Here is a 20,664-nt window from a genome sequence, read left to right as displayed (position 1 = left end):
TCATATTGCAAAGGCTAGCGGCTGCGAAATTGATGCAAGAATGATGCGATATCGAGATGTAGTTTAGGGCCCAAGCTTTCTGACTTGGGCCGCGTAATTAGCAGATGGCTTCGCGTAAGACCTCCCGCGCGCGTGCCCGGCGAGATTTAACGGTGCCAGGCTTTACGCCCTGGGCGGTGGCGACTTCGTTGACGCGGAACCCGGCGACATCGGTAAGCATGAGGGCTTCGCGCTGATCTTGCCTTAAAAGCTCCATGGTCTCGCGGACGACGAGCTGTTCCGCCAGATTTTCGGATGGGTTGTGTGCCAGCAGCGGATTGCGATCATCGGCAAAATCATCGCTATCGAGCGAGGCGTTTTCCCTATTAGCCCGGTGATTTAAATAGTCGTAGCCGGTGTTTTTCACCAGGCGGTGTAGCCACGTGCTTAAGGCCGATTCCCGCCGGTAGTTATGCAGATTGCAGCTAGCGCGCAGGAAGGCTTCTTGCACGACATCCTGCGCATCGTATTCATTCCTTGTATACCGCCGCGCCACGGTGGTCAGCCGCTTGCGGTGGCGTTCCACGATGGCGGAAAAGGCTTTATTATCCCCCTCGATAAAAGCATCAACTAATTCTTCGTCGCTGTGGTCAGGACTTAATGGCATCTGTAGATTCCCCCCGGATCAACAAGTGTTAAAGCAATTGTGACCCGAGGAGAACGCCGGCGCTAACCGGCGGCGGTACAGTTTATTGACCTTCTATTGTTGGGCGCGCACACGCAGGGTGCGGCGCAGGTGGTCGCGGCACTCCAGAAGCACGCGACGCAGCGCACCCGGCAGATCCTTGTGCAGGAGATCCGTGGTAGCGGACTCCGCCATGGAAGATTCCGGGTAGAGGCCGCGGATCAGCCGGTTGGCTATCTCTATCGGGTGGTTATCCCAGATGTCTTCGACGCGGCGGAAGAACTCTTCGGCGAAATCTTCTTGCAGCTTTGCCGAGCGTGGGGCATTGAAGCCTGCCAGCAGGGCATCGACCTCCGCATTGGAATATTCCTCTGGCGTCAGCGCGCTATCGAAGGCGGCCCGCTTGGTCTCCGGCGTGGGGAAGGCGTGGCTAGCGCCCAAGAATTCGGCGGCGCCGGTCAGCGTATTATCGCGCTGCTTTTCTGCTTTCAGCTCAGCCAGTTCGACGGCGTCGCGGGCGGCCAGGGCGCGCAGGATGGACCAGCGGATTTGCGGATCGAGGCGCAGGCCCTCCACCGTGCCAGCGAGCAGGTCACGCAGGCGCTCGGTTCCGGAGGCCTTAGGCGTTGCGGCCAGCGCGGCAATGGCGGTGCGGGCCAGAATGAGCTGCGCATCGGAGCCTGGATCCGCAGTGCCGAGCTGTTCCCACAGCGCATCGGCGAATTCGGCGCGCACCTGTTCGCGGCGGTCTTCGGCCACATAGTGCTGGATGGCAAAGTGCGCATTGCCGTAGGCGGTGGTCAGCAGCGTGGCATTGGTCTCTGCGGGCGCGTGCTTGGCGACGACCCCCACGTACTCCTCCGCAGTCCACTCCCCGTCCCTGGTGAGGTTCCACAGCGAGGTCCAGATGACCGCGCGGCTGAGCCCATCCTGGACCTCGGAGAGGTGATCTTTGATGGTGGCAAGCGAAGCATCGTCGAAACGGACCTTGGTGTAGGTGTGGTCGGCATCGTTAAGCAGCAGCAATGCCGGGGCCTTCTCCCCCGCTGCCTCATCCACGATGGTGCGGTGACCACCGGTGGGAAGGTCGATGTCGAACTCGCGGTACTTGTTCAGGCGGGCATCAAAAAGCGCCACGCTCAGGCGGTGCGGGCGGGTCGTATCCTCGGCCTCGGCGTTCACCGCGAGCTCGGTAATCTTCTCTCCCTCCGTGTGCAGCTCCGGGGTGAGGGTGTCCGGACCCCAGGTGCGCAGCCACGCCTTTGACCAGGAATCGAGGTCACGGTCAGTGTGCTTTTTCAGGGCCGTGAGCAGGTCATCGAAGGTGGCCGCGGCAAACGCATGCTCCTGGAAGTAATCCCGCGCACCCGCGTAAAAGTGATCGCGTCCCACGTAGTGCACGAGCTGCTTGAGCACCGCCGCGCCCTTGGCATAGGTAATGCCATCGAAATTCTGGCGCGCGGCATCCACGTCTGGGATCTCGGCCTTGATGGGGTGTGTGGTGGGAAGCTGATCTTGCAGGTAGGCCCAGTTTTTGCGCTGGCCGGCGAAGTTGACCCAGGCCTCTTCATAGGCGGTGGCGTGCACGGAGGCATCGGCGCCCATGAACTCGGCAAAGGACTCCTTGAGCCAGAGGTCGTCCCACCACTGCGGGGTGACAAGATCGCCGAACCACATGTGGGACATCTCGTGCAAAATGGTATTTGCGCGAGCGGCCTTCTGGCTGCGCGTGGCCTTAGAGCGGAAGATATAGCTTTCCGTGAAGGTCACCAGGCCCGGGTTCTCCATCGCGCCGAGGTTATATTCCGGAACGAAGATGGAATCGTACTTGCCCCAAGGGTAGGCAAAGCCGAAGTTCTCGTGGAAATAGTCCATGCCCTGCGCGGTAAGCTCCAGGATTTCCTCGTCTAAATACTCAAACATGGAGGCGCGGGCAAAGGCGCGCAGCTGCGCGGAGTGACCTCCATCCGGCGAGATCCAGGTGCGCTCCTGATACTTATATGGCCCAGCCGCAAAAGAGGTGAGGTATGTAGAAAGCGGCGGGGTGGGCGCAAAACGGACCGTAGCATTGTCCCCGTGCTCCTCGCGCTCAGCCTCCGGCTGGTTGGAGAGGATCTGCCAGTCCTTCGGCGCGGTCATGGTGACGTGGAACGGCGCCTTGAGGTCCGGCTGCTCAAAGCAGGGGAAGATGCGGCGGGCATCGGAAGGCTCGAGGTGCGAGTACAGATAGGTCGCGTCATCGGCCTGGTCGTGCATGCGGTGCAAACCCTGGCCCGTGCGCGAGTAGCGCGAGGCGCCAGTGACCTCAATCGTCAGCTCCTCCCCCACCGGTAGCCCGTGGAGGCGGATAAGGCTGCCATCAAAATCGACGTCCTGCGCCTGACCGTTAACCGTTACCTGCTCTACCGATTCTCCCAAGTAGTCCACGAAAAGCTCGGGCTCGGTGGTGGTGAGCTCTATGCGGCTCGTCGCGCCGAACGTGGGGCTTTCCTTCACCTGAGATAAGTCCAGGTGCAGGTGGTATGCCCACAGGTCTACTGCTGCGGCGCGCTCCTGAAGCAGCTCGTGCTGGGTTTTATCGCGTTGTGTCGTCATAGTTAGAAACTATAGTTACCGCAGTGAGAGATTTAACGAGATATCGGATGTGAAAACGATAAATGGAGTGTTGTGCTGCCGGGCTCAGCTCTCACTTTCCCGAGATTCGATAATCGCGATAGCAGCGAAAATAAGGTATACGATCAATAGCGAAAATAAGGTATACGATCAATGCGCCAGCCGTGGCATAGCTAAACGATGCCATTGCGGAACTTGAAAGGCTCTCCCTGAGCGCAAAGCCCACAGCTGACACAATCCCGAAAGTTATCGCAATGGAATCAACGGCAAGTGGAATCGTCGCCTTATAGTGATGAATCTGCCACGCGGTGACCGCCGTTCCACAAAGCAGGCCAATAATCGCAAATGCATTGTCTTGCATGTACATAGCCCACAGAGACGAGGAGAACGCTAATATCCCCAGCGATGCGTAGGTGAGGCCCCGTGAAGTAGTGGCCTTTTTCATGGTGTTCTCCTTGCGTCTCGTCCCGGCAATCAAGATCTGCTCGATCATTCGCGTAGGCGCAGACTCACACATCAAATCCGCGTACCTAAGGGAGGTGTACACCATCATTATTGCATGCTAGGAGCAGAGGAAGGGTGAGTTTGCTCTGGTATGGGCCCGTGCCACCCTAGCGCGGGCGCAGGCTTGAAAGCCTTGGGCAGGGAATATGACTAAAGCCCGCGGCCGGGCGGCGAGGCGGCGCGGGCTTTAGTGGTTGGTAACCAGGGGGGCTGTGAGGCCCAAGATCTTCAAGGAAGTGCGATTACTGCTTGATGGCAGAAACCTCGAGCTCGATCTTGATGTCTTCAGAAACGAGGACGCCGCCGGTCTTGAGCGGAGCGTTGAAGTCGATGCCGAAGTCCTTGCGGTTGATCTTGGTCTGTGCCTCGAAGCCCAGACGGAAGTTGCCGAATGGGTCCTCAGCGGTAGCGACCTCTTCAACCTTGAGGTCGACAGACTTGGTGGTGCCCTTGATGGTGAGGTCACCGGTGACGGTGCCGTTGCCGTCCTCATCAACGTTGACGTTGGTGGTGGTGAAGGAAAGCTCTGGGTACTCCTCCACGTTGAAGAAGTCTTCGTTCTTTACGTGGCCATCACGGTCTTCGTTGCCGGTGGAGATGGAGTCAGCCTTGATGGTGGCCTCTGCGGTGGAGTCCGCGATGTTCTCGGCGACGTTGATGGTGCCTTCGAATTCACCGAAGTTGCCGCGCACCTTGGTGACCATGGCGTGCTTGGTAACGAAGCCGATAACGGTGTGCTCTTTGTCGATGGTGTAGGTACCTGCTGCGAGGGACATAATTGATTCTCCTAACGTTGTTGTTGATGTAACACCAACTACGATACTCGACTACGCACTTTAGTCAAGCCTTGAAGTAAAAATTCTTTTTCCAACCCGCTGACCTCGGTATTAAGGATGGCCCACAAGCTGGACCTCCCCCAGTGTAACCTCTTTTGACTTAGGCAGATCCGTGATGACTATGAGCGCGGCATCGAATTTCTGGGGCGTCTCCTTCAACTCTAAATCCTCGTTTGCGTGCTTGAACTTGCCCTCCGCCAATTTGGGAAGGGAACTCAGCTGCGGGTGTTCCGGATCGAAATCGTCTTTGTTGACGCCGTAGATGTCATAGTGCGCGCCATTGGACCTGGTGTGGGTCACGGTCATGACCGAAAGGTGGGCCGGGTTATCCAGCGTAAGTAACACGCCTGAACCGGTTTCCTTCGTGGACCAGGTGGTGATCGTCTTGCCATCGATAAGCTGCTCATTATCCTCGCCGTCTGGCACCGTAATAGCGGAAGATTCCTTGAGGTGCACCGGCGGGGTATTCGGGATCATCGTGGAGCCCTGCACGGTTTCGGTAACGGAACCGGTCTTTTCCACATCGCTGAGCAGGGACATCACCCACGTCGTCAGCGCTGCCATGCCCACGACGAAGATAGTGGCGAAAATGCCGATGACCACGACGCCGGAACCCGAGTAACCGCGGCCACCAAAACCTGGTTCTTGCTTCGGATCCTCTTCCTGCGAGGGTTCATCTTCAACGACCACGGGGAGGGCCTCCGTTTTTTCTTCCTGTTCTTCTGGGGCGAATTCACGCAGGCGCTTGGCGATGCCCGCCGAGGTCAGCCCCTCCGCCTCCTGCAGCTCTTCCAACTTTTCTTCGCGGGTTTCTGCATCCGCGGCGTCAAAGGCCAGCCGCGCTGCTTCGAGGCGCTCTGCAGCCTCATCGGCGGTGAGATTGGCGTCATCGGAAATATCGCGCAGCTTCTTCGGCGATGGTTCGGTGGATTCGACCAGCATGCTCAGCGCGGAGCTGAGGGCCTCGCGGTCGCTTTCTGCAGACGTCCCATCCAGCACTGCGGGGAAGGCAACCTTGACGATGCCGGAGGTGGATACGCGGAAGCGGTCGCGGTGTTCCACGCCGAGGATGAGGCCGGCGTCGTGGGCCGTGGCGGCATCGGCAAACAGCGGCGCGGTTGCGCGGGCAACGGAATTGGGGTCGAGGTTATCTGCCTCTGCCACCTGCTTGAGGGAGGTGCCCTCAAACCAGTCCGCCACCACCAGGCAGCCGGTGCGGTAGGACAAAATCTCGATATTATCCGCCATGGTCTCCAGGTTGAGCTCGGCCAAACGCCGCGTATTGCGGGAGATTTCGGCGGAGCGGCGGGCAGAGACCGTGGGCGTCGATGGTGCGATGGGCGCCTGGGTATTGGTATCGACGAACGTCAGCGCCACGAGGCGGCCGGTGGATTGTTCGCGGGCCTGCCAGAACCGGGCGCCGGATACAGCGCCGTGATCCTGCAGGAGGCGGAAGCGGCCGTCCGAGACAGGGGCGCCGGGGACCAAGCGCGGGCCGCGGACGATACCGGCGGACATCGGTGGCGGCACCAAGGTGGCATTGAAGGAATCCTGCGTATAGACCGGCTGGATTTCCTGCAGGTCTGGTTCCTCGACCTCGATGGCCTTGGAACTGTCCACCGTGATGAACCGGGACATTCCCGGGATGCGCTGGAGGGCGCGGGCCAGGTTCTGCACCTCAGGCAGGGAGGACTTGGACAGGACGAGCCCGGTGATAATCACAAAGACGATGCCCAGCGCCACGACCTTGACCAGCGAGACGATTGAAGGCAGTTGCTCCGGCAAGACCAATTGCATGAGCCAGTACAGCGCCCACGACACAACCAGGCCGACCGCGCCGGCGCCGGCGGACCAAAGGACCGTTTGGGTTACGGCCTTGCCTCCCAGGCTGCCCAGCTTGCGCTTGAGCAGGAAGCCGCCGATGACCGCACCGGAGACAAAGCCAAAGCCGTTGGCGGTACCGAGGAGGATAACCACTCGGTCCGGGTTGCTGGTCATCAACGGCGCCAGCAAGGTCAGCACGACCTTAGTCAGCGTGATGCCGGCAATGATGAAGGTGGGCGTCCACGCCTCTTCCCTAGCGTAGAAAACGCGCAGGTGCAGCAGCACCAGCGCATAGGGGATCAAGGTAAAGGCGGAAAAACTGATGGTGAGGCCGAGCTGCTCTGCGCTATCCGCGCCGTAGGCGCCGTACTGGAACAGGGCGCGAGCAATGGGCACGCCGAAGCCCGTCATGAAAATGACGATGGGGATTAGCGCGATGAAGGTCAGCTTGGTGCCCAAGGTGAGGTCGCGTACCACGGCATCGACATCGCCATCGGCGGCATTGCGCGAAAGACGCGGCATGATGGCGGTCAACAAGGTCACGCCGATAACGCCATAGGGCACCTGCAGCATCAGCCACGCGTTCTGGTACACTAGCGGCGCACCGGCATCGGCATACGCCGCCACGCGGGAGGTGACCACATAACCCAGCTGGGAGATGGCCACGTAGGTAATAATGGCCAGCGCCATGCCGCCGAATTGTTTGATGCGGGCATCGAGGCCCCACTTCGGGCGCAGGTTGATGCCGGCCTTTTTCAGGTACGGCACAAGGATCAGGCACTGCACAATCACTGCAGTGGTGGTGCCCAGGCCCAGCAGCATGATGTGTGGATCCGCCACCGGCGTAGGCTCGTGCGGGTCGAGGCGGCCCGGCAAAAAGCGATAAGCCAGCAGGACGCTGATGGAGATGATGTTATTGATCACCGGTGCCCAGGCGCCAGGGCCGAAGATATTCTTGGTATTTAAGACCGCCTGGAAGAGGGCGAAAAGGCCGTAGAAAAGGATCTGCGGCAAGAGCAAGAAGGCCAATGATGTTGCCTGCACGGCATTGGCCTTGGAATCTTCAGGCAGCATCATCCTCGTTAATAATGGCGCGAAGATAACGGAGAGGATGGTAACGATGCCCAGGATGGAAAACGCCAGGGTAAAAAGTCTTCGGACGAAGGTTTCGCCGCGGTCCGAGTCTTCCTTCTCCGCGCGCACCAAGACCGGAACCACCAGTGAGGTCAGTACCGCGCCCAGCACGATTTCGGTGACCAGGTTGGGGATCTGGTTGGCGCTACTGAAGGCCGTTCCCACCGTGGCACCAAGGGTGGCGCCAATAAGCATCTGCCGCAGGAAGCCGGTGATGCGCGAGAGCAGCGTGGCAATGGCCATCGTTCCCGTCGCGCGGATCACGTCCTGATTGGAGGCCTCGATCTCCGCATTGCGGCCAGTCAGCGCGGACTTATCTTCCTCAGGGGGAACAGTCGTGTTCTGCATTGAGGGCTTGGGCCGCTTTTCTGGTACCGGTGCGGGTGGAGAGGCGCGCACGATGCGGCCGCGCGCGCCGACGGTAACCGGGACACGGTTCTCTTCCGCATTGGGGGCGGTATCCGTGGGGTCTACCGCGCCCGCAGGTGCCTTCTCCGCGTGGTGGGCCTGGCGGCCATCTTTTTCGGTCATAGAGGATACAACTTCAACTTTTACTTTTCAGCCTTGTGATTTTTGCGTCGGTGACGGCCAAGCCGAAAGAGCGTAGCCAAAACCAGCACGAGAGCGCCGGCTATGCCGGCAGCGTATAAGGTTACGATACCGGCACGTGTCTGCACGGAGATAGTGATGGGCTGCGAGATGGTCTGATTTTTAGGAGTGGCCAGCCACAGCCCAATGTCCGTGCGATCCGCGTCCTTCGGCATATCAGCGGTCATGGATACAGTAATAGAGCCCTTAGCGGGAATACGGACGCTTTTGGGTGTGTTGAGCCGCGCGCCATCGGGGGCATCGTATTGCAGCTTTGCCTCCACCGGCAATGGCAAGCCATTTTCGGCCACGATGAGTAGCGGCGATGACTCAGATACGCGGGTATAAACATTTCCCGGGGGGATGAGGGAGACAGAATCGCGCAGATCCCGCAGCGTATTGGAGTGCATCTCCATGGTGCGGGAAAAGGACTCGCGCGCCGCGGCGTGGGTGCCCAAGCTATCGCGATTATTAAGCGATAACGAGTTGAGGAGATCGCGGCGCAGCGGCAGCACGAATTCAGAGCGCGTCATGGTGATATCAGGGTCATCGACCACGATATTCATCAGCTCATCGGTATAGCGCGCCTGTTGCTCAACGCGGGCCAATTCCGGCTCCGAAAAGACCGCCGGATCGATAAAGGGACTACCGGTAGGAGCGTTGGGATCGCCTTGTTGCAATTCCACCGAGCTGATCCCGCGGGGGCGGGAGTGGCCGGACTTGAGCAGGTCTTCCGCGGCGGCGAGTGCATGCTCGGCCGCGCTTGGGTCAAGGTAGTTGGGAAGCTTGGCCACGGTATCTTCCCCGCCCGCAAGGCTGAGGGCCGCCCCGCCCGTGATGGCGCGAGACAAAGCAGAATCTTTGGAGTAGTCATAGCGCAGCTCCGGGTTGGAATAACCAACCGTCTGTGGCTTGGAGCCGGTTTGGGATAGCAGGGCGCCAAGGGAGGCATCGAAAGTCGCGGCCTCGCCGGACCAGTTCGAATTATCCGCAACTAGGGATGGCACCGGCAATTTTTGGTCAATATAACCGGAACCTACCGCCAGGATATTGCTGGCCGGCGCCTTGCCCAGGATGCGCTCGATGGTCTGGTTGCCGCGCTGTAAACCTTCAAAGAGAAGGGCAGGATTATTGGCCCTAGCCACCGCAGAGGCATTCGCATTGGCCCAGGGCATGGCGATGAAACAATCCAACTCGCGCAGGCGCTCTAGCCACCGCGCGGCATCATTTTTAGCTTCGCCTGGCTCTCCTTTGTCATCGTCACTGCTCCGCGACCAAGAATCGCGCAGGCGCTTGGGGCGATCGCCTTGCGCGGGGCGCGTGGAATTGACCGTATAGCCTTGCGACATGCGGTTGACGGTATCGAGCAGCGCGGGGTCGATGGCCACACAGCCGGCCCCCTGCAGGTCATGATCCTCGTAGGTAGAAACCAACGTATCGAGGCGGCCGCCTTCGCGCAGTTCGTGCCCTAACTCATCGGAGGACAAGATGAGCTCTTCTCCCCCAAGCCCGCCGGGGAGGATGTCCAGGTTCGCGCTGATGGGATAAACCACCGTGAGATCGTGCGGTTGGGACTCCTCGGCATCGTCGTGTTCTTCTTCTGGTGCCGCTTCTTCTGGTGTCGCGGCCGCCGCGACACCAGTCGGCTCTTCTCCGGAGAATTGGGCCACAAACCGCTCTTCCGCTAGGCTCACCGCATCGCCCTCGAGAGTACCGGTCAGGGTAAATAGCAGCGGATAGGCGCCCGGTTCATTGATTGCCAAGGTGCGCTCGGCATCTAAGCCACTGGGCACGGTAAAGCTTATTTCCCGGGTTTCACCTGGCTGCAGCGGTGCGGTGGTCATGCCAGAGCCATAATAAGGAAAATCACCGGTGGCCATTTCTGTACGCGCTTCTGCTGCATCAGCAACGCTATCGCCGCGGCGGCTCGTTACCTGCAGATCTTCCAAGGGCTGATCGGTGGGGTTATGCACGCGGAAGCGCAGCCGCATGTCAGTGCCTACGGTAAAGGGCTGGGCATCGATAAGATCCAGATCGGCGCGCTCCGGCCCGCGCGCGCCCAACCAGGCTTGGATATCCATCTGCTCGTCCGGAACAGAGTCCATTTGGGCCGCCGCGCTTGGTAAGAACAATCCCCAACCGGCAAGTACCGCGCAACCGCCAGCCGCGGCAAGTGATTTGAGGCGCTTGTGCATTAGCGTGGGGTCGCTTTCCCTGCGTCGGCTTCCTTTCGTGCGAGATCTGGGAGGAGATCGTGCGCGATGCGCGCGAGCTTGCGTTCGTCCGCGTACGCCAAGTGCTCGATGAGTTCAGAAACGGGAATCCAGGACACCTCGGTGACCTCTGGATCCTCATCATTCATGATGCCGTCCACAAAGCGCAGCAGGTGGTGGTGCACCGTCTTGTGAATGCGGACGCCATCAGAGACGAACCAATAATCGATCACGCCGAGGTCAGCGAAAACCTCGCCGGAAATACCGGTTTCTTCCCATACCTCTCGCTCTGCGGTGACCTCCTTGGCCTCGTCATTTTCCACGTGCCCCTTGGGCATGGACCACAATAAACGGCCGCGGCGGTCTAAGCGCCCAATCAGCGCTACGTAGACGCGGGACAGGTCCGCTTTACCGTTGCCATCGACGCACTCGGCGAGCCCAGAGATTACGAGCCCGCCCGCAGATGTCTCATCGCGGGTCTCCATGACGGTGGAGGTGCCGTGATTATTGCCACCGCGTTGCTGCCTGCGCTGCTGGTTAGTGCGGCGCGTGCGGTTATCCGGCCGCCGCCGGCGCCGGCGCCGGTTACGGCTACGGCCGCCTCCTTTGGAGGGGCCTTGCGCGGAGCCTTGTTCTTGGTTAGTCATCCCTGCCAATCGTAGTAGACTCTCACCCGTGAATTTTCAGGACACTCAGTTAATCGGCGTTCTTGCGCGCGCGGAGTCTACCGTGAACTCGCTCAGTGGCTTATTGAGCGGGCTGGTGGAGAAATTCAGCGCGCGTGGACATGCCCTCTACCTTGTGGGCGGTTCGGTGCGCGATGCCCTCCTCGGCCGCTTGGGCAATGATCTGGACTTCACCACCCCAGCGCGCCCAGAGGTGGTCAAGGAAATCCTGGATGAGTGGGCCGAAACGGTATGGGATACCGGCATTGCCTATGGCACCGTATCCGCCGTGTACAAGGGCCAACAGATAGAAATCACCACCTTCCGCTCTGATTCCTATGATGGGCAGTCCCGCAACCCCGAGGTCATCTACGGCGATAGCCTGGAAGGCGATTTGGTCCGGCGCGATTTCAAGGTCAATGCCATGGCTATTGAGCTGCTTGCCGATGCCACCTTTGAGTTCCACGATCCTCTCGGCGGCCTTCACGATGTGGCCAATAAGGTGCTCGACACCCCGGATAAACCGGAAATCTCCTTCCACGATGATCCACTGCGGATGCTGCGTGCCGCGCGTTTTGCGTCCCAATTAGAGTTTCACGTGGCAGACCGCGTGGTTGCTGCCATGCGCGATATGGCGGCAGAGATCCAGCGCATTACGGTAGAGCGCGTTCAAGTGGAGCTGGATAAGCTCATGTGCGGCAAAGCGCCGTGGGATGGCATCGACCTGTTGGTCAATACCGGGATTGCGGACTATATCTTCCCGGAGATCCCTGCCCTGCGCATGACCACGGACGAGCACGCACAGCACAAGGACGTATATGCGCATTCGTTGAAGGTACTGCGCCAGGCGATGGATCAAGAAGAAAACGGCCCCGACCTAGTATTGCGGTGGGCGGCATTGCTGCACGACATCGGCAAGCCCGATACCTTCGATAACACCGACGGCAAGGTTTCTTTCCACCACCACGAAGTGGTGGGCGCCAAGCTCACGCGGAAGCGGCTGCGGAAGCTGAAATACCCCAAGGCCACGACGGAAGATATTGGTCAGTTGGTCTACCTGCACATGCGCTTCCACGGCTTTGGGGAAAATCAATGGACCGATTCTGCCGTGCGGCGCTATGTTAACGACGCGGGTGATCTTCTCCCCCGCCTGCACAAGCTGGTGCGTGCCGATTGCACTACCCGCAATGCGAAAAAGGCGCGCCGCTTGCAGCGCACCTATGACCAGCTGGAGGAGCGAATTGCGGAGATCGGCCGCAAGGAAGACCTCGCACGGGTGCGCCCGGATCTAGATGGCAACGAGATCATGGAGATTTTGGGCCTCTCCCCTGGGCCCGAAGTGGGTCAGGCCTGGTCCTATTTGAAGGAAATGCGCTTGGAGTACGGCCCCCTCGAGCGGGAAGAAGCTATTGCGAAGTTGCGCCAGTGGTGGGAGTCTAAACAGTGATGTTTGCCGATAGATTATTTAACGCCCTCGAGCGCAACGAACCCGCCCCAGGGCAACTACTCGTGTCCGCACCGGGGATGCTGTCCCCGGAATTTGCCCGCTCCGTCATCCTGCTGGTTGAGCACAATGACATGATGACCTTCGGCGTGGACCTTACCAAGCGCTCAGAGGTGGCCATTTTTAACGTGCTCCCAGAATGGATGCCCGTCGTCGCTAAACCGCAGGCGCTGTATATCGGTGGCCCGCTCAACCAACAATCCGTCGTGGGCTTGGCGCAGACTAAGCAAGGCGTGGACCCAGATAAAGAAGAACAACTCAGCCGCCTTGCACCGCGCCTAGCGCACGTGGATCTGCGCTCCAACCCGGAAGATATCGAGCCGCTGGTTACCGGCATGCGCATGTTTGCCGGTTATGCCGAGTGGGGCCCCGGGCAGCTGGAGGAAGAAATCGAGGCCGGTGAATGGTTCGTGGCACCCGCCCTAGCGCAGGACGTGGTGGCCCCTGGCCAGGCCGATTTATGGGCCGATGTCATGAAACGCCAGCCTATGCCCCTGCCGTTGTATTCCACCTATCCCGTAAATGTGGATGATAATTAATTCCTAGGCGGCGGAAAGTGATCGGTTACACTAACCCGTATGCGCGAGGAAATCCACAAGGGCATTAAAGACACGTGGGCGGCGGCTCTCGGGCTAATTCCATTGGGCTTGGCGTTTGGCCTCTTGATGGTCCAATCCGGCTTTAGCTGGTGGTGGACGCCCATATTTTCCATCGTCATCTACGCCGGTTCTATGGAGTTTCTCGCCATTTCCATGGTTACCGGCGGAGTCTCCGCGCTCTCCTCGCTCCTTACCGGGTTTATGGTGAATTTCCGCCATATCTTCTATGGGCTAACGTTTCCCCGCAAGCGGATTAATTCCCCCGTGGGCAAGGCCTATTCCACCTATGCCCTCACGGATGAAACGTATGCCATCGTCTCGGCGCTGCCGCGCGAGGAGCGGCCTACCGGCATCCGCATTTTGAGTATTCAAATCTTTTGCCAAATTCTGTGGGTGGGTGGCGGACTCGTTGGTGCGCTCGCCGGCCAGGTAATCCCCTCCTCCGTTGAGGGAATGGAATTCGCCCTCGTCGCCCTATTCGTCGTTCTAGCGATGGACTCTTTCCGCAATAATCAGGATCTGTCGCTCCCGCTATCAGCCGCGGTCTTGGGCATTCTCGCTGCCTTCATTACCCCGGGACAGTTGCTGATGGTCTCCTTGAGCGCTTATTTCCTGTTGCTCATCATTCGCTATCTTTCGCCTCGCGTAGATAACGCGCTCACCTGGCGGCTGCAGCCGCTTGCCTCCACGACCGCGAAGGAGGAGAACTAAATGCCAGCTGGAGTCAGCTTAGGTGCGATTGCCGCAGTCCTTATCCCCGTAGGCATCGTGACCGTTTTATTGCGGGAGCTTCCCTTCTCCGCAAAGAAATGGATGAAGGATAGCGAGTTCTTTTCGCTGCTGGGCATGATGATGCCCGTGGGCGTTATGACCATCTTGGTGGTCTATGCCGTTGCCGGACAGGCGGACGACACCGGCGGTTTATGGCCAGTGTTGCTGGGCGTGTTGGTCACCGTCGGGCTGCACAGGTGGAAGCGGGATTCCGGATTATCCATCTTTGGCGGTACCGCTTTCTACATGCTGCTGGTGAACGTGGTGCTTTAGCCCGCGCTTAGCTAAAGGCCAAACTTGGTGGTAGCTTCCGTCCAGAGCGCCTCAAACTGTTCTTGGTCCATGTAGCGGGCGCTAATATCCGGGAACTCATCGTAGGTATCGGGGTGCGGAACCATTTCTTGCGGCTTGTCCACGTTTCCCGTGGAACTATTTGGGGTCGCTACCCCGACGACGGAGTCCGCGGGGTCCAGAGCGATCATGCGGTGCATGCGGCAGCGCTGGGCATCGTGTTCTTCTAATTCTGCGAGGTGGACCGCTGAGCCCACTCCCGGGACGGAGAGTTCGGTGCGTACATAAAGGTAGTTAGCCATGGCCACCTAGTGTAGTTGTTCTTCGTCCTGCTGGGCGTACCGGGATGCCAACAATGAACAGATCATCAGCTGCACCTGGTGGTAAATCATGAGTGGGAGAATCAAGAGCCCGAGCGATGTCGATCCGGAGGCAAAGATGACAGAGGCCATGGGAAGACCAGTGGCTAAGGACTTCTTGGATCCGCAGAACTGGATCGCTATGGTATCGGCGCGAGAAAACCCCAGTTTTCCAGAGATAAACCGCGTCAGCCACAACATGAAAATGACGAATGCCGCAGCGAATACGACGAGGAAGACAATCTCCCAAACAGAAATGGAGGACCAAATTCCATCGACCACGCCCTTAGAAAAGGCCGAATAGACCACCATGGCAATGGAGCCGCGGTCCACCACCTTTGTAGCCTTGCTTTGTGCGAGGTCCGCTATCCAACGTCGGGTTAATTGGCCCAGCACGAATGGAGCGAGGAGTAGGAGGGAGATTTCCCCAAAGACGGAGGTATCGATATGCAGCCCGGAACCGGTACCCATGAGAAGCATGACTAGGACTGGTGTGATAAGGACGCCGGCCAAGTTGGAGGTTGAGGCGGAGACAATGGCCCCAGATACGTTTCCCTTGGCAATGGAGGTAAACGCCACTGAGGACTGCACGGTGGACGGGACTAGCGTGAGGAATAGGATCCCCATGTACATATCGTCCGTAATGAATCCAGTGAGCGGCTGCAGTGCCAAGCCAATGAGGGGATAAATAACGAAGGTGAACGCGAGAATGGTGAGGTGGAGCCGCCAGTGCTTGAGCCCATTTAAAGCTTCTTGGGTGGATAACCGCGCGCCATAGAGAAAAAATAACAGTGCGATCGCCACATTCGTCAGACTGTCAAAGACGTCAGCGAAGGTGCCGCGGGCCGGTGCAATGATCGCGATTGCCACGGCAATAAGAATGAGGACGATGAGCGGATCCGGCTTTTTGAGTCTGTGCAGCATGACCAAAAGTGTAAACCGTCGCGCGTGGTTCCACGAAAGGTTGTGGAGATAATTTTCTCCCGTGTACCCTTTAAGCCGCATAGTTTCACGTGAAACCATGCGGGTAGAAGGTGAGGCATCCGCGGGTATTTACGCGGTAGTGACCTTTGCGCCCTCTTGGCTTACCTCAAACTCTTTGAGTGGGTCTCGGCCGGGCCCTTCGATGACCGAACCGTCTTGCAGGTTATAGGACGTATGATGCGCAGTGCAGGTGGCAGTCATACCGTCGATTTCTGTAATGGGGTTTTGCTGGTGCGGGCAGGTTTGGGAGTAGGCCTTAAACTCCCCCTCTTGCGGCTGTGTGAAGATAACCCCATCGACGATGATTCCGGAGCCTACGGGAATGTCCGTAGCCGCGATCTCCGCGGACGGTTCTGAGCCGCAGGCCGCGAGGTACGCACCTGCGAAAGTTGTAGCGGATCCGAGCAAAAACATGCGACGCGAACAAATAGCCATAGCCCCTACTCTATCCTGAATGGTTTAAGGTCGGAATATGATTTCGTCGGCGGGTAGTAATACTTGTGCGGAAATCATAACGAGGAAGTATCAGGTGCAGGTTTCACGTGAAACATACAATTAGGAAAAGTTACCGTTCCAGGTGGCGACGGAACCGGACTCGGTGGGCGTGAGTTCATAGGTGCCGGAATCTAAACCCAAATCATTAACGATGGGGTGTGGCCCCTCCCCTCCTGCGACTTGTGACTCGGGATCGAGGCGGTGGGAATCGGCGACATAAGAACCGATGCTAAAAGTGGAGACGGCGATTGCGGCGAGAGCTGTAGTTTTCTTCATGCCTCCCATTGTCTACCCTTGCCTGTATTAGGTGTAGCGGCTGAGTGGCACTGTGCGGAACCTTTATGCGAGTTCTATGAATTTCCACAGGAATTGCATTTAGTGGAGTGGGTCCACTATAGCTAAAGGCCAATATAGGTACATCACCGCATGACCCTTTTAATTTAGTTGTGACTAAAATGTGATGATTCCTCACTTAGAGTAATAACGTCACTGTGTCATAAACAATCTCCCTCCCCTGTCTCTGTGTGTGGCGGTCGCCGAACAGGAAAGGGAGGGAGAAAAGTAACGCGAAAGCTAATTATTTAATTATCAGAGTGCCGGGCGGCCTGGCGGAGTGCGCCCAGATCAACCTCCGGTTGGGTGACAGACTCTGTGGAGGAATCTTCCCCACTGCAGCTGCCGGAGCCACAGTTGCAGCTATCGCCACAACCATCGTCATCCGCATGCGCTTGCTCATAAAGAAATGCCGCGCGCGATCCAAGGTTCGAACCGACGGAAAGCGCGAGGATCGCGATGACGAAAGTGGTGACCGGAATGAGCCACATCCAACCCTCCGCGCGGAAAGCTACGACGCCACCGAAAAGTAGCGATACTCCGCCTAGGGCCCAGAAGGGACCGGCGACCGCGTGGGCATTATCCCACGCTTCTCGCGACTTTCGGATTTCTTGTAAACGCAAGCCGATGTATTTATTGCCTGGCAACCGCTTGGTGGCGGCGAGTGCGCCCACCGCGATAAGGAAAACGGCAAGGACTAAAAATATGATTCCCACTGCGACCATATCCCTAGTTTAATCCTGCAACACCATATTGGAAATTAAGCTACGGGGCTTGTGTCTTAAATATAAGGCGGCTCGGGTAATATTCAATTTGGATCGATCGATAGATATTCGCTCGGTTTTGCACCTGCACCACGTTGTTTCTCCTTCCGCTGGACCGCACCCACGTGCGTTCTCGGACTGGGAACACCTAACCTGATTGTGATTGCATGAATCTCAAGAAAATAGCGGACTCTCTCCTTTTCCGCATCGTTCTCGCCATCGTGCTTGGCATCGTCGTTAGCCTTTTTGCGCCCGAATGGTTCGGTCGAGCCTTTGCCACGTTTAACGGGCTATTTGGTAACTTCCTCAATTTCTTCATTCCTGTCTTGATTTTTGCCCTTGTCGCCCCGGCGATCGCCGGTCTAGGCAAGGGCGCTGGAAAATGGTTGGGGGTTACGGCGGGCATCGCCTATGGCTCCACCATTCTTGCGGGGTTGATTGCCTATGGCTTGGCACAGTGGCTCTATCCCTCGATGTTGGCGGGCCAAACCCTAGTAACCAACGTGTCGGACGTGGACGAAGGCTCCCTCTCCCCTTATTTCGAGGTGGAGATGGCACCACCGTTTGAGGTGATGACGGCGCTATTGCTCTCCTTCTGCATTGGTGTCGCTATGACGACGGTGAAGTCCGATACGCTCTACACCGTCACTAAGGAACTGGAAAATGTGGTGGTTAAGGTCATTTGGGGATTCGTCATTCCCATTTTGCCGTTCTACATTTTCGGCATGTTCCTTGGCCTGGGTATGAATGGCAATATTGGAGATGTCCTCTCTGCCTTCGCGAAGGTACTGATCCTGGCAGTGGTTATGACGCTGGTGTACCTCGTGCTCCAGTACGTGGTTGCCGGTGCAATCGCAGGGAAGAACCCTTTTAAGGCGCTGCGGAATATGCTTCCGGCTTACTTCACGGCATTGGGCACGTCTTCTTCTGCGGCAACCATTCCGGTCTCCCTGGAGTCCAGCTTGCGCAACGGCATTTCGAAGCCGGTCGCGAGCTTCGTGATCCCGCTGTGCGCGACGATCCACCTGTCCGGCTCTATGATGAAGCTGACGCTTTACGCATTCGCCATTGTCTTTATGGCCAATATGGATATCAGCACTGGTACCGGCCTAGGCTTTATCTTCCTGTTGGGAATCATGATGATCGCCGCACCAGGTGTGCCGGGTGGTGCCGTTATGGTGGCCGTTGGTCTATTGGCGGACATGATGGGCTTTGATGACGGAATGGTGGCGTTGATGATCGCCGCTTATATCGCGATCGATTCCGTTGGTACCGCGGCAAACGTTACTGGCGATGGTGCCATCGCGATGGTCGTTGATAAGTTTGCCCGCGATAAGGTCGATACTCTCAATGAAGAAGAGGCAGAGACTGCGGCCTAGTTTCACGTGAAACAATTGAGCCCCCTGGCTTCCCCACCCAACAAATTTGGGAGGAAGCCAGGGGGCTTTTTGTGGCGCCACCGTTCGGACGCGCCCTATTTCTTGGTCGCTTCCTTCATCCCGGCGATGAATTCGGTCAGCTCCGCATGCAAGGCATTCGCATCATTGATCGTCCCGGCGGCACCGGTTTCACGTGAAACATGGCGGTCGATAATCTTGGTAATGGCGGAGCCGGTAATGGCGCCCGCAGCGTTTGCAGCGATGGCTTCGGCGACGTGCTGTGGCGAAGAAATACCGAAACCGAGCAGCACCGGTGGACCATCGAAGCGCTGAATGCTGGCAACCACCTCATCGAGGCCAGTGGTCTCAGATTCTTTCTCGGTTCCCGTCACGCCATCGCGGGAGATCGCGTAAATATATCCCTGTGAATGCTTGGCGACGCCGGCAAGCGTGCGTTCAGCGGCCCGCGCGGGTGCGATGAAGATGGGGTCGATTTCAGCTTCCTTTGCCGCGGCGATGAAAGGGGCGCCTTCGCGCACGGGGACATCGGGAAGCAAAATGCTATCGGCACCAGCTTCCGCGAACTCCGCATAGAATTGCTCCACCCCGCGGGCGAAGGCAACGTTGCCATAGATCAACATGCCGATGGGCAGATCAGGGAACTCCGTGCGAATCGTCCGCACCTGCTCCAAAGCACTATCAAGGGTTGCTCCCCCATCGAGGGCGCGGATATGGGAGGCCTGGATGGTTGGGCCATCCGCCACTGGATCGGAGAAGGGGACGCCGAGCTCCAGGGCGTCCGCCCCGGCGACGACTGCGGTGCGGATGATATCCAGGCTAGCCTCAGGAGTTGGATCGTCCAGCATGATGAAAGGTACAAACGCGCCTTCCTTCTTCTCACTCAACGCGGCAAAAAGTTTATCGTAACGGCTGCCCATGATTAGTTCTCCTTGAGTTGCAGTTCGGGCTGGGAATCCAGGGTGTGGCGGACATGGTCGATGTCCTTATCGCCCCGGCCGGAAAGTGATACGAGGATGGTGATGTCCTCGTCCTTGCGCTTCAGTGCATAGGCCAGGGCGTGGGAGGATTCGAGGGCGGGAATGATGCCCTCCTTTTTGGACAACAGTTGGAAGGCCTGTAGAGCCTCTGCATCTGTGATCCCCACATATTTAGCGCGACCGGTGGCGTGCAGGTGCGCGTGCTGTGGGCCCACGCCGGGGTAATCCAAGCCGGCGGAAATGGAATAGGATTCTTCCACCTGGCCGTCAGAATTGCGCATGAGGTAACTGCGCGCGCCGTGGAGGATGCCCACGGTGCCGTTGTTAATGGTGGCACCGTGTTCCCCGGAATCGAGGCCCGCGCCGCCTGGCTCAGCACCTACCAATTCCACTTCTTCTTCGTCGATGAAATCTGCGAACATGCCGATTGCGTTGGAACCGCCGCCCACACAGGCGACGACGAGATCGGGCAGGCTGCCCGTCTTCTCGAGGAGCTGCGCCTTGGCCTCGGTGGAGATGACGCGGTGGAATTCACGCACAATCGTGGGAAATGGGTGTGGGCCGGCGGCGGTGCCGAGTAGGTAGTGCGATTCATGGAAAGTAGCGGTCCAATCGCGCAGCGCCTCGTTGACGGCATCCTTCAACGTCCCGGAGCCGGTATCGACGGGGATGACCTTTGCGCCCATGAGTTCCATGCGGAAGACGTTGGGTTGCTGGCGCTGGACATCCTTGGCGCCCATGTAGACCACACACTCGAGATCGAGCAGCGCACAGGCCAAAGCGGTCGCCGTGCCGTGCTGGCCCGCGCCGGTCTCGGCGATGATTCGCTTCTTGCCCATGCGCTTAGCCAAAAGGGCTTGGCCAAGCACCTGGTTCGTCTTATGGGCCCCGCCGTGGACGAGGTCCTCGCGCTTCAAGAAAATCCGCGCATTGCCGCCGAGCTTCTTAACCTCGGTGACGGGGGTCGGACGGCCTAGGTAATCGCGCAGCAATCCGGCGAGTTCTTCGCGGAAGCTGGGATCATTCTGGGCATCGACAAAAGCCTGCTCCAATTGATCCAATGCGGGGATGAGGGATTCCGGAACGTATTGTCCGCCGAATTCCCCGAAGTATGCGGGAAGGAGTGTTTCACGTGAATCGGGCATG

General features: G+C 58.4%; 18 protein-coding genes and 1 pseudogene. 5 read left to right on the top strand and 14 right to left on the bottom strand.

Going from position 1 to position 20,664, the window contains the following annotated elements; translation table 11 throughout:
- Positions 1 to 97: 97 nt before the first annotated feature.
- The 7 genes and pseudogenes from ABRP95_RS07295 to ABRP95_RS07265 form a co-directional block, all read right to left on the bottom strand.
- A complete protein-coding gene (locus tag ABRP95_RS07295) occupies positions 98 to 646 on the bottom strand; it encodes an RNA polymerase sigma factor (RefSeq protein ID WP_349839156.1) in 549 nt (182 codons plus the stop codon).
- Between the two features lie 93 nt (positions 647 to 739).
- The gene (gene pepN, locus ABRP95_RS07290; RefSeq protein WP_284770790.1) at positions 740 to 3,259 is read right to left on the bottom strand and encodes an aminopeptidase N; all 2,520 of its coding nucleotides are present in this window, start codon (positions 3,257 to 3,259) and stop codon (positions 740 to 742) included.
- A 91-nt stretch (positions 3,260 to 3,350) separates the two neighbouring features.
- The gene (locus ABRP95_RS07285) at positions 3,351 to 3,722 is read right to left on the bottom strand and encodes a hypothetical protein (protein ID WP_284770791.1); all 372 of its coding nucleotides are present in this window, start codon (positions 3,720 to 3,722) and stop codon (positions 3,351 to 3,353) included.
- 301 nt (positions 3,723 to 4,023) lie between these two features.
- Entirely contained in the window at positions 4,024 to 4,557 is a 534-nt protein-coding gene (locus ABRP95_RS07280; RefSeq protein ID WP_023024584.1) for a YceI family protein, read from the bottom strand.
- Positions 4,558 to 4,668: 111 nt separating this feature from the next.
- Positions 4,669 to 8,106, bottom strand: a complete 3,438-nt coding sequence (gene murJ, locus ABRP95_RS07275) for a murein biosynthesis integral membrane protein MurJ (protein ID WP_349839155.1) — start codon at positions 8,104 to 8,106, stop codon at positions 4,669 to 4,671.
- A 20-nt stretch (positions 8,107 to 8,126) separates the two neighbouring features.
- A complete protein-coding gene (locus ABRP95_RS07270) occupies positions 8,127 to 10,358 on the bottom strand; it encodes a DUF6049 family protein (RefSeq protein ID WP_349839154.1) in 2,232 nt (743 codons plus the stop codon).
- Positions 10,358 to 11,020 (bottom strand): annotated as a pseudogene (locus ABRP95_RS07265) (NUDIX hydrolase); the annotation flags it as partial. The pseudogene ABRP95_RS07265 and the gene ABRP95_RS07270, both read right to left, overlap by 1 nt.
- A gap of 31 nt (positions 11,021 to 11,051) precedes the next feature.
- On the opposite strand from ABRP95_RS07265, the gene ABRP95_RS07260 reads away from it, so the two are divergent.
- The 4 genes from ABRP95_RS07260 to ABRP95_RS07245 are packed head-to-tail and all read left to right on the top strand — an operon-like array spanning position 11,052 to position 14,188.
- Positions 11,052 to 12,488, top strand: coding sequence for a CCA tRNA nucleotidyltransferase (locus tag ABRP95_RS07260; protein ID WP_284770795.1), 1,437 nt, complete (start codon positions 11,052 to 11,054; stop codon positions 12,486 to 12,488).
- On the top strand, positions 12,488 to 13,084 hold the full coding sequence (locus ABRP95_RS07255; RefSeq protein ID WP_349836827.1) for a YqgE/AlgH family protein: 597 nt from the start codon (positions 12,488 to 12,490) through the stop codon (positions 13,082 to 13,084). The genes ABRP95_RS07260 and ABRP95_RS07255 overlap by 1 nt, the downstream gene beginning before the upstream one ends.
- A gap of 39 nt (positions 13,085 to 13,123) precedes the next feature.
- On the top strand, positions 13,124 to 13,855 hold the full coding sequence (locus tag ABRP95_RS07250; RefSeq protein ID WP_284853911.1) for an AzlC family ABC transporter permease: 732 nt from the start codon (positions 13,124 to 13,126) through the stop codon (positions 13,853 to 13,855).
- Positions 13,856 to 14,188 carry a branched-chain amino acid transporter permease gene (locus tag ABRP95_RS07245; RefSeq protein WP_349836826.1) on the top strand — a complete coding sequence of 111 codons (333 nt, stop codon included), beginning with the start codon at positions 13,856 to 13,858 and terminating at the stop codon, positions 14,186 to 14,188. It begins immediately after the preceding gene.
- Positions 14,189 to 14,199: 11 nt separating this feature from the next.
- Here ABRP95_RS07245 and ABRP95_RS07240 read toward each other — a convergent pair whose 3' ends face one another.
- The 5 genes from ABRP95_RS07240 to ABRP95_RS07220 form a co-directional block, all read right to left on the bottom strand.
- Positions 14,200 to 14,508 carry a hypothetical protein gene (locus tag ABRP95_RS07240; protein WP_349839153.1) on the bottom strand — a complete coding sequence of 103 codons (309 nt, stop codon included), beginning with the start codon at positions 14,506 to 14,508 and terminating at the stop codon, positions 14,200 to 14,202.
- 6 nt (positions 14,509 to 14,514) lie between these two features.
- Complete coding sequence (locus ABRP95_RS07235; RefSeq protein ID WP_349839152.1) at positions 14,515 to 15,489, bottom strand: bile acid:sodium symporter family protein; 975 nt, start codon at positions 15,487 to 15,489, stop codon at positions 14,515 to 14,517.
- A 129-nt stretch (positions 15,490 to 15,618) separates the two neighbouring features.
- Positions 15,619 to 15,984: a Rieske (2Fe-2S) protein gene (locus ABRP95_RS07230; RefSeq protein ID WP_349836821.1), complete on the bottom strand. Its 366-nt coding sequence runs from the start codon at positions 15,982 to 15,984 to the stop codon at positions 15,619 to 15,621.
- Between the two features lie 120 nt (positions 15,985 to 16,104).
- The gene (locus tag ABRP95_RS07225) at positions 16,105 to 16,320 is read right to left on the bottom strand and encodes a catechol 1,2-dioxygenase (protein WP_284853906.1); all 216 of its coding nucleotides are present in this window, start codon (positions 16,318 to 16,320) and stop codon (positions 16,105 to 16,107) included.
- 305 nt (positions 16,321 to 16,625) lie between these two features.
- Positions 16,626 to 17,102 carry an SdpI family protein gene (locus tag ABRP95_RS07220; protein WP_349839151.1) on the bottom strand — a complete coding sequence of 159 codons (477 nt, stop codon included), beginning with the start codon at positions 17,100 to 17,102 and terminating at the stop codon, positions 16,626 to 16,628.
- Between the two features lie 206 nt (positions 17,103 to 17,308).
- Between ABRP95_RS07220 and ABRP95_RS07215 the strand changes: the two genes are divergently transcribed.
- The gene (locus tag ABRP95_RS07215) at positions 17,309 to 18,520 is read left to right on the top strand and encodes a dicarboxylate/amino acid:cation symporter (RefSeq protein ID WP_284770803.1); all 1,212 of its coding nucleotides are present in this window, start codon (positions 17,309 to 17,311) and stop codon (positions 18,518 to 18,520) included.
- Between the two features lie 95 nt (positions 18,521 to 18,615).
- Here ABRP95_RS07215 and trpA read toward each other — a convergent pair whose 3' ends face one another.
- Entirely contained in the window at positions 18,616 to 19,458 is an 843-nt protein-coding gene (gene trpA, locus ABRP95_RS07210) for a tryptophan synthase subunit alpha (RefSeq protein ID WP_284783133.1), read from the bottom strand.
- A gap of 2 nt (positions 19,459 to 19,460) precedes the next feature.
- On the bottom strand, positions 19,461 to 20,663 hold the full coding sequence (trpB, locus tag ABRP95_RS07205; protein ID WP_284783135.1) for a tryptophan synthase subunit beta: 1,203 nt from the start codon (positions 20,661 to 20,663) through the stop codon (positions 19,461 to 19,463).
- Position 20,664: the final 1 nt, after the last annotated feature.

It is taken from the genome of Corynebacterium sp. KPL2895 (assembly GCF_040225815.1).
GTDB lineage: Bacteria > Actinomycetota > Actinomycetes > Mycobacteriales > Mycobacteriaceae > Corynebacterium > Corynebacterium rhinophilum.
The sequence above is the reverse complement of the archived record's forward strand: the minus strand, read 5'-3'. Positions and strand labels throughout refer to the sequence as shown.

What these genes read in the sequence shown, in the direction of transcription:
- ABRP95_RS07295 (WP_349839156.1), bottom strand. Translation starts at nt 646, where the DNA reads ATGCCATTAAGTCCTGACCACAGCGACGAAGAATTAGTTGATGCTTTT.
- pepN (WP_284770790.1), bottom strand. Translation starts at nt 3,259, where the DNA reads ATGACGACACAACGCGATAAAACCCAGCACGAGCTGCTTCAGGAGCGC.
- ABRP95_RS07285 (WP_284770791.1), bottom strand. Translation starts at nt 3,722, where the DNA reads ATGAAAAAGGCCACTACTTCACGGGGCCTCACCTACGCATCGCTGGGG.
- ABRP95_RS07280 (WP_023024584.1), bottom strand. Translation starts at nt 4,557, where the DNA reads ATGTCCCTCGCAGCAGGTACCTACACCATCGACAAAGAGCACACCGTT.
- murJ (WP_349839155.1), bottom strand. Translation starts at nt 8,106, where the DNA reads ATGACCGAAAAAGATGGCCGCCAGGCCCACCACGCGGAGAAGGCACCT.
- ABRP95_RS07270 (WP_349839154.1), bottom strand. Translation starts at nt 10,358, where the DNA reads ATGCACAAGCGCCTCAAATCACTTGCCGCGGCTGGCGGTTGCGCGGTA.
- ABRP95_RS07255 (WP_349836827.1), top strand. Translation starts at nt 12,488, where the DNA reads ATGTTTGCCGATAGATTATTTAACGCCCTCGAGCGCAACGAACCCGCC.
- ABRP95_RS07250 (WP_284853911.1), top strand. Translation starts at nt 13,124, where the DNA reads ATGCGCGAGGAAATCCACAAGGGCATTAAAGACACGTGGGCGGCGGCT.
- ABRP95_RS07245 (WP_349836826.1), top strand. Translation starts at nt 13,856, where the DNA reads ATGCCAGCTGGAGTCAGCTTAGGTGCGATTGCCGCAGTCCTTATCCCC.
- ABRP95_RS07240 (WP_349839153.1), bottom strand. Translation starts at nt 14,508, where the DNA reads ATGGCTAACTACCTTTATGTACGCACCGAACTCTCCGTCCCGGGAGTG.
- ABRP95_RS07235 (WP_349839152.1), bottom strand. Translation starts at nt 15,489, where the DNA reads ATGCTGCACAGACTCAAAAAGCCGGATCCGCTCATCGTCCTCATTCTT.
- ABRP95_RS07230 (WP_349836821.1), bottom strand. Translation starts at nt 15,984, where the DNA reads ATGGCTATTTGTTCGCGTCGCATGTTTTTGCTCGGATCCGCTACAACT.
- ABRP95_RS07225 (WP_284853906.1), bottom strand. Translation starts at nt 16,320, where the DNA reads ATGAAGAAAACTACAGCTCTCGCCGCAATCGCCGTCTCCACTTTTAGC.
- ABRP95_RS07220 (WP_349839151.1), bottom strand. Translation starts at nt 17,102, where the DNA reads ATGGTCGCAGTGGGAATCATATTTTTAGTCCTTGCCGTTTTCCTTATC.
- ABRP95_RS07215 (WP_284770803.1), top strand. Translation starts at nt 17,309, where the DNA reads ATGAATCTCAAGAAAATAGCGGACTCTCTCCTTTTCCGCATCGTTCTC.
- trpA (WP_284783133.1), bottom strand. Translation starts at nt 19,458, where the DNA reads ATGGGCAGCCGTTACGATAAACTTTTTGCCGCGTTGAGTGAGAAGAAG.
- trpB (WP_284783135.1), bottom strand. Translation starts at nt 20,663, where the DNA reads ATGCCCGATTCACGTGAAACACTCCTTCCCGCATACTTCGGGGAATTC.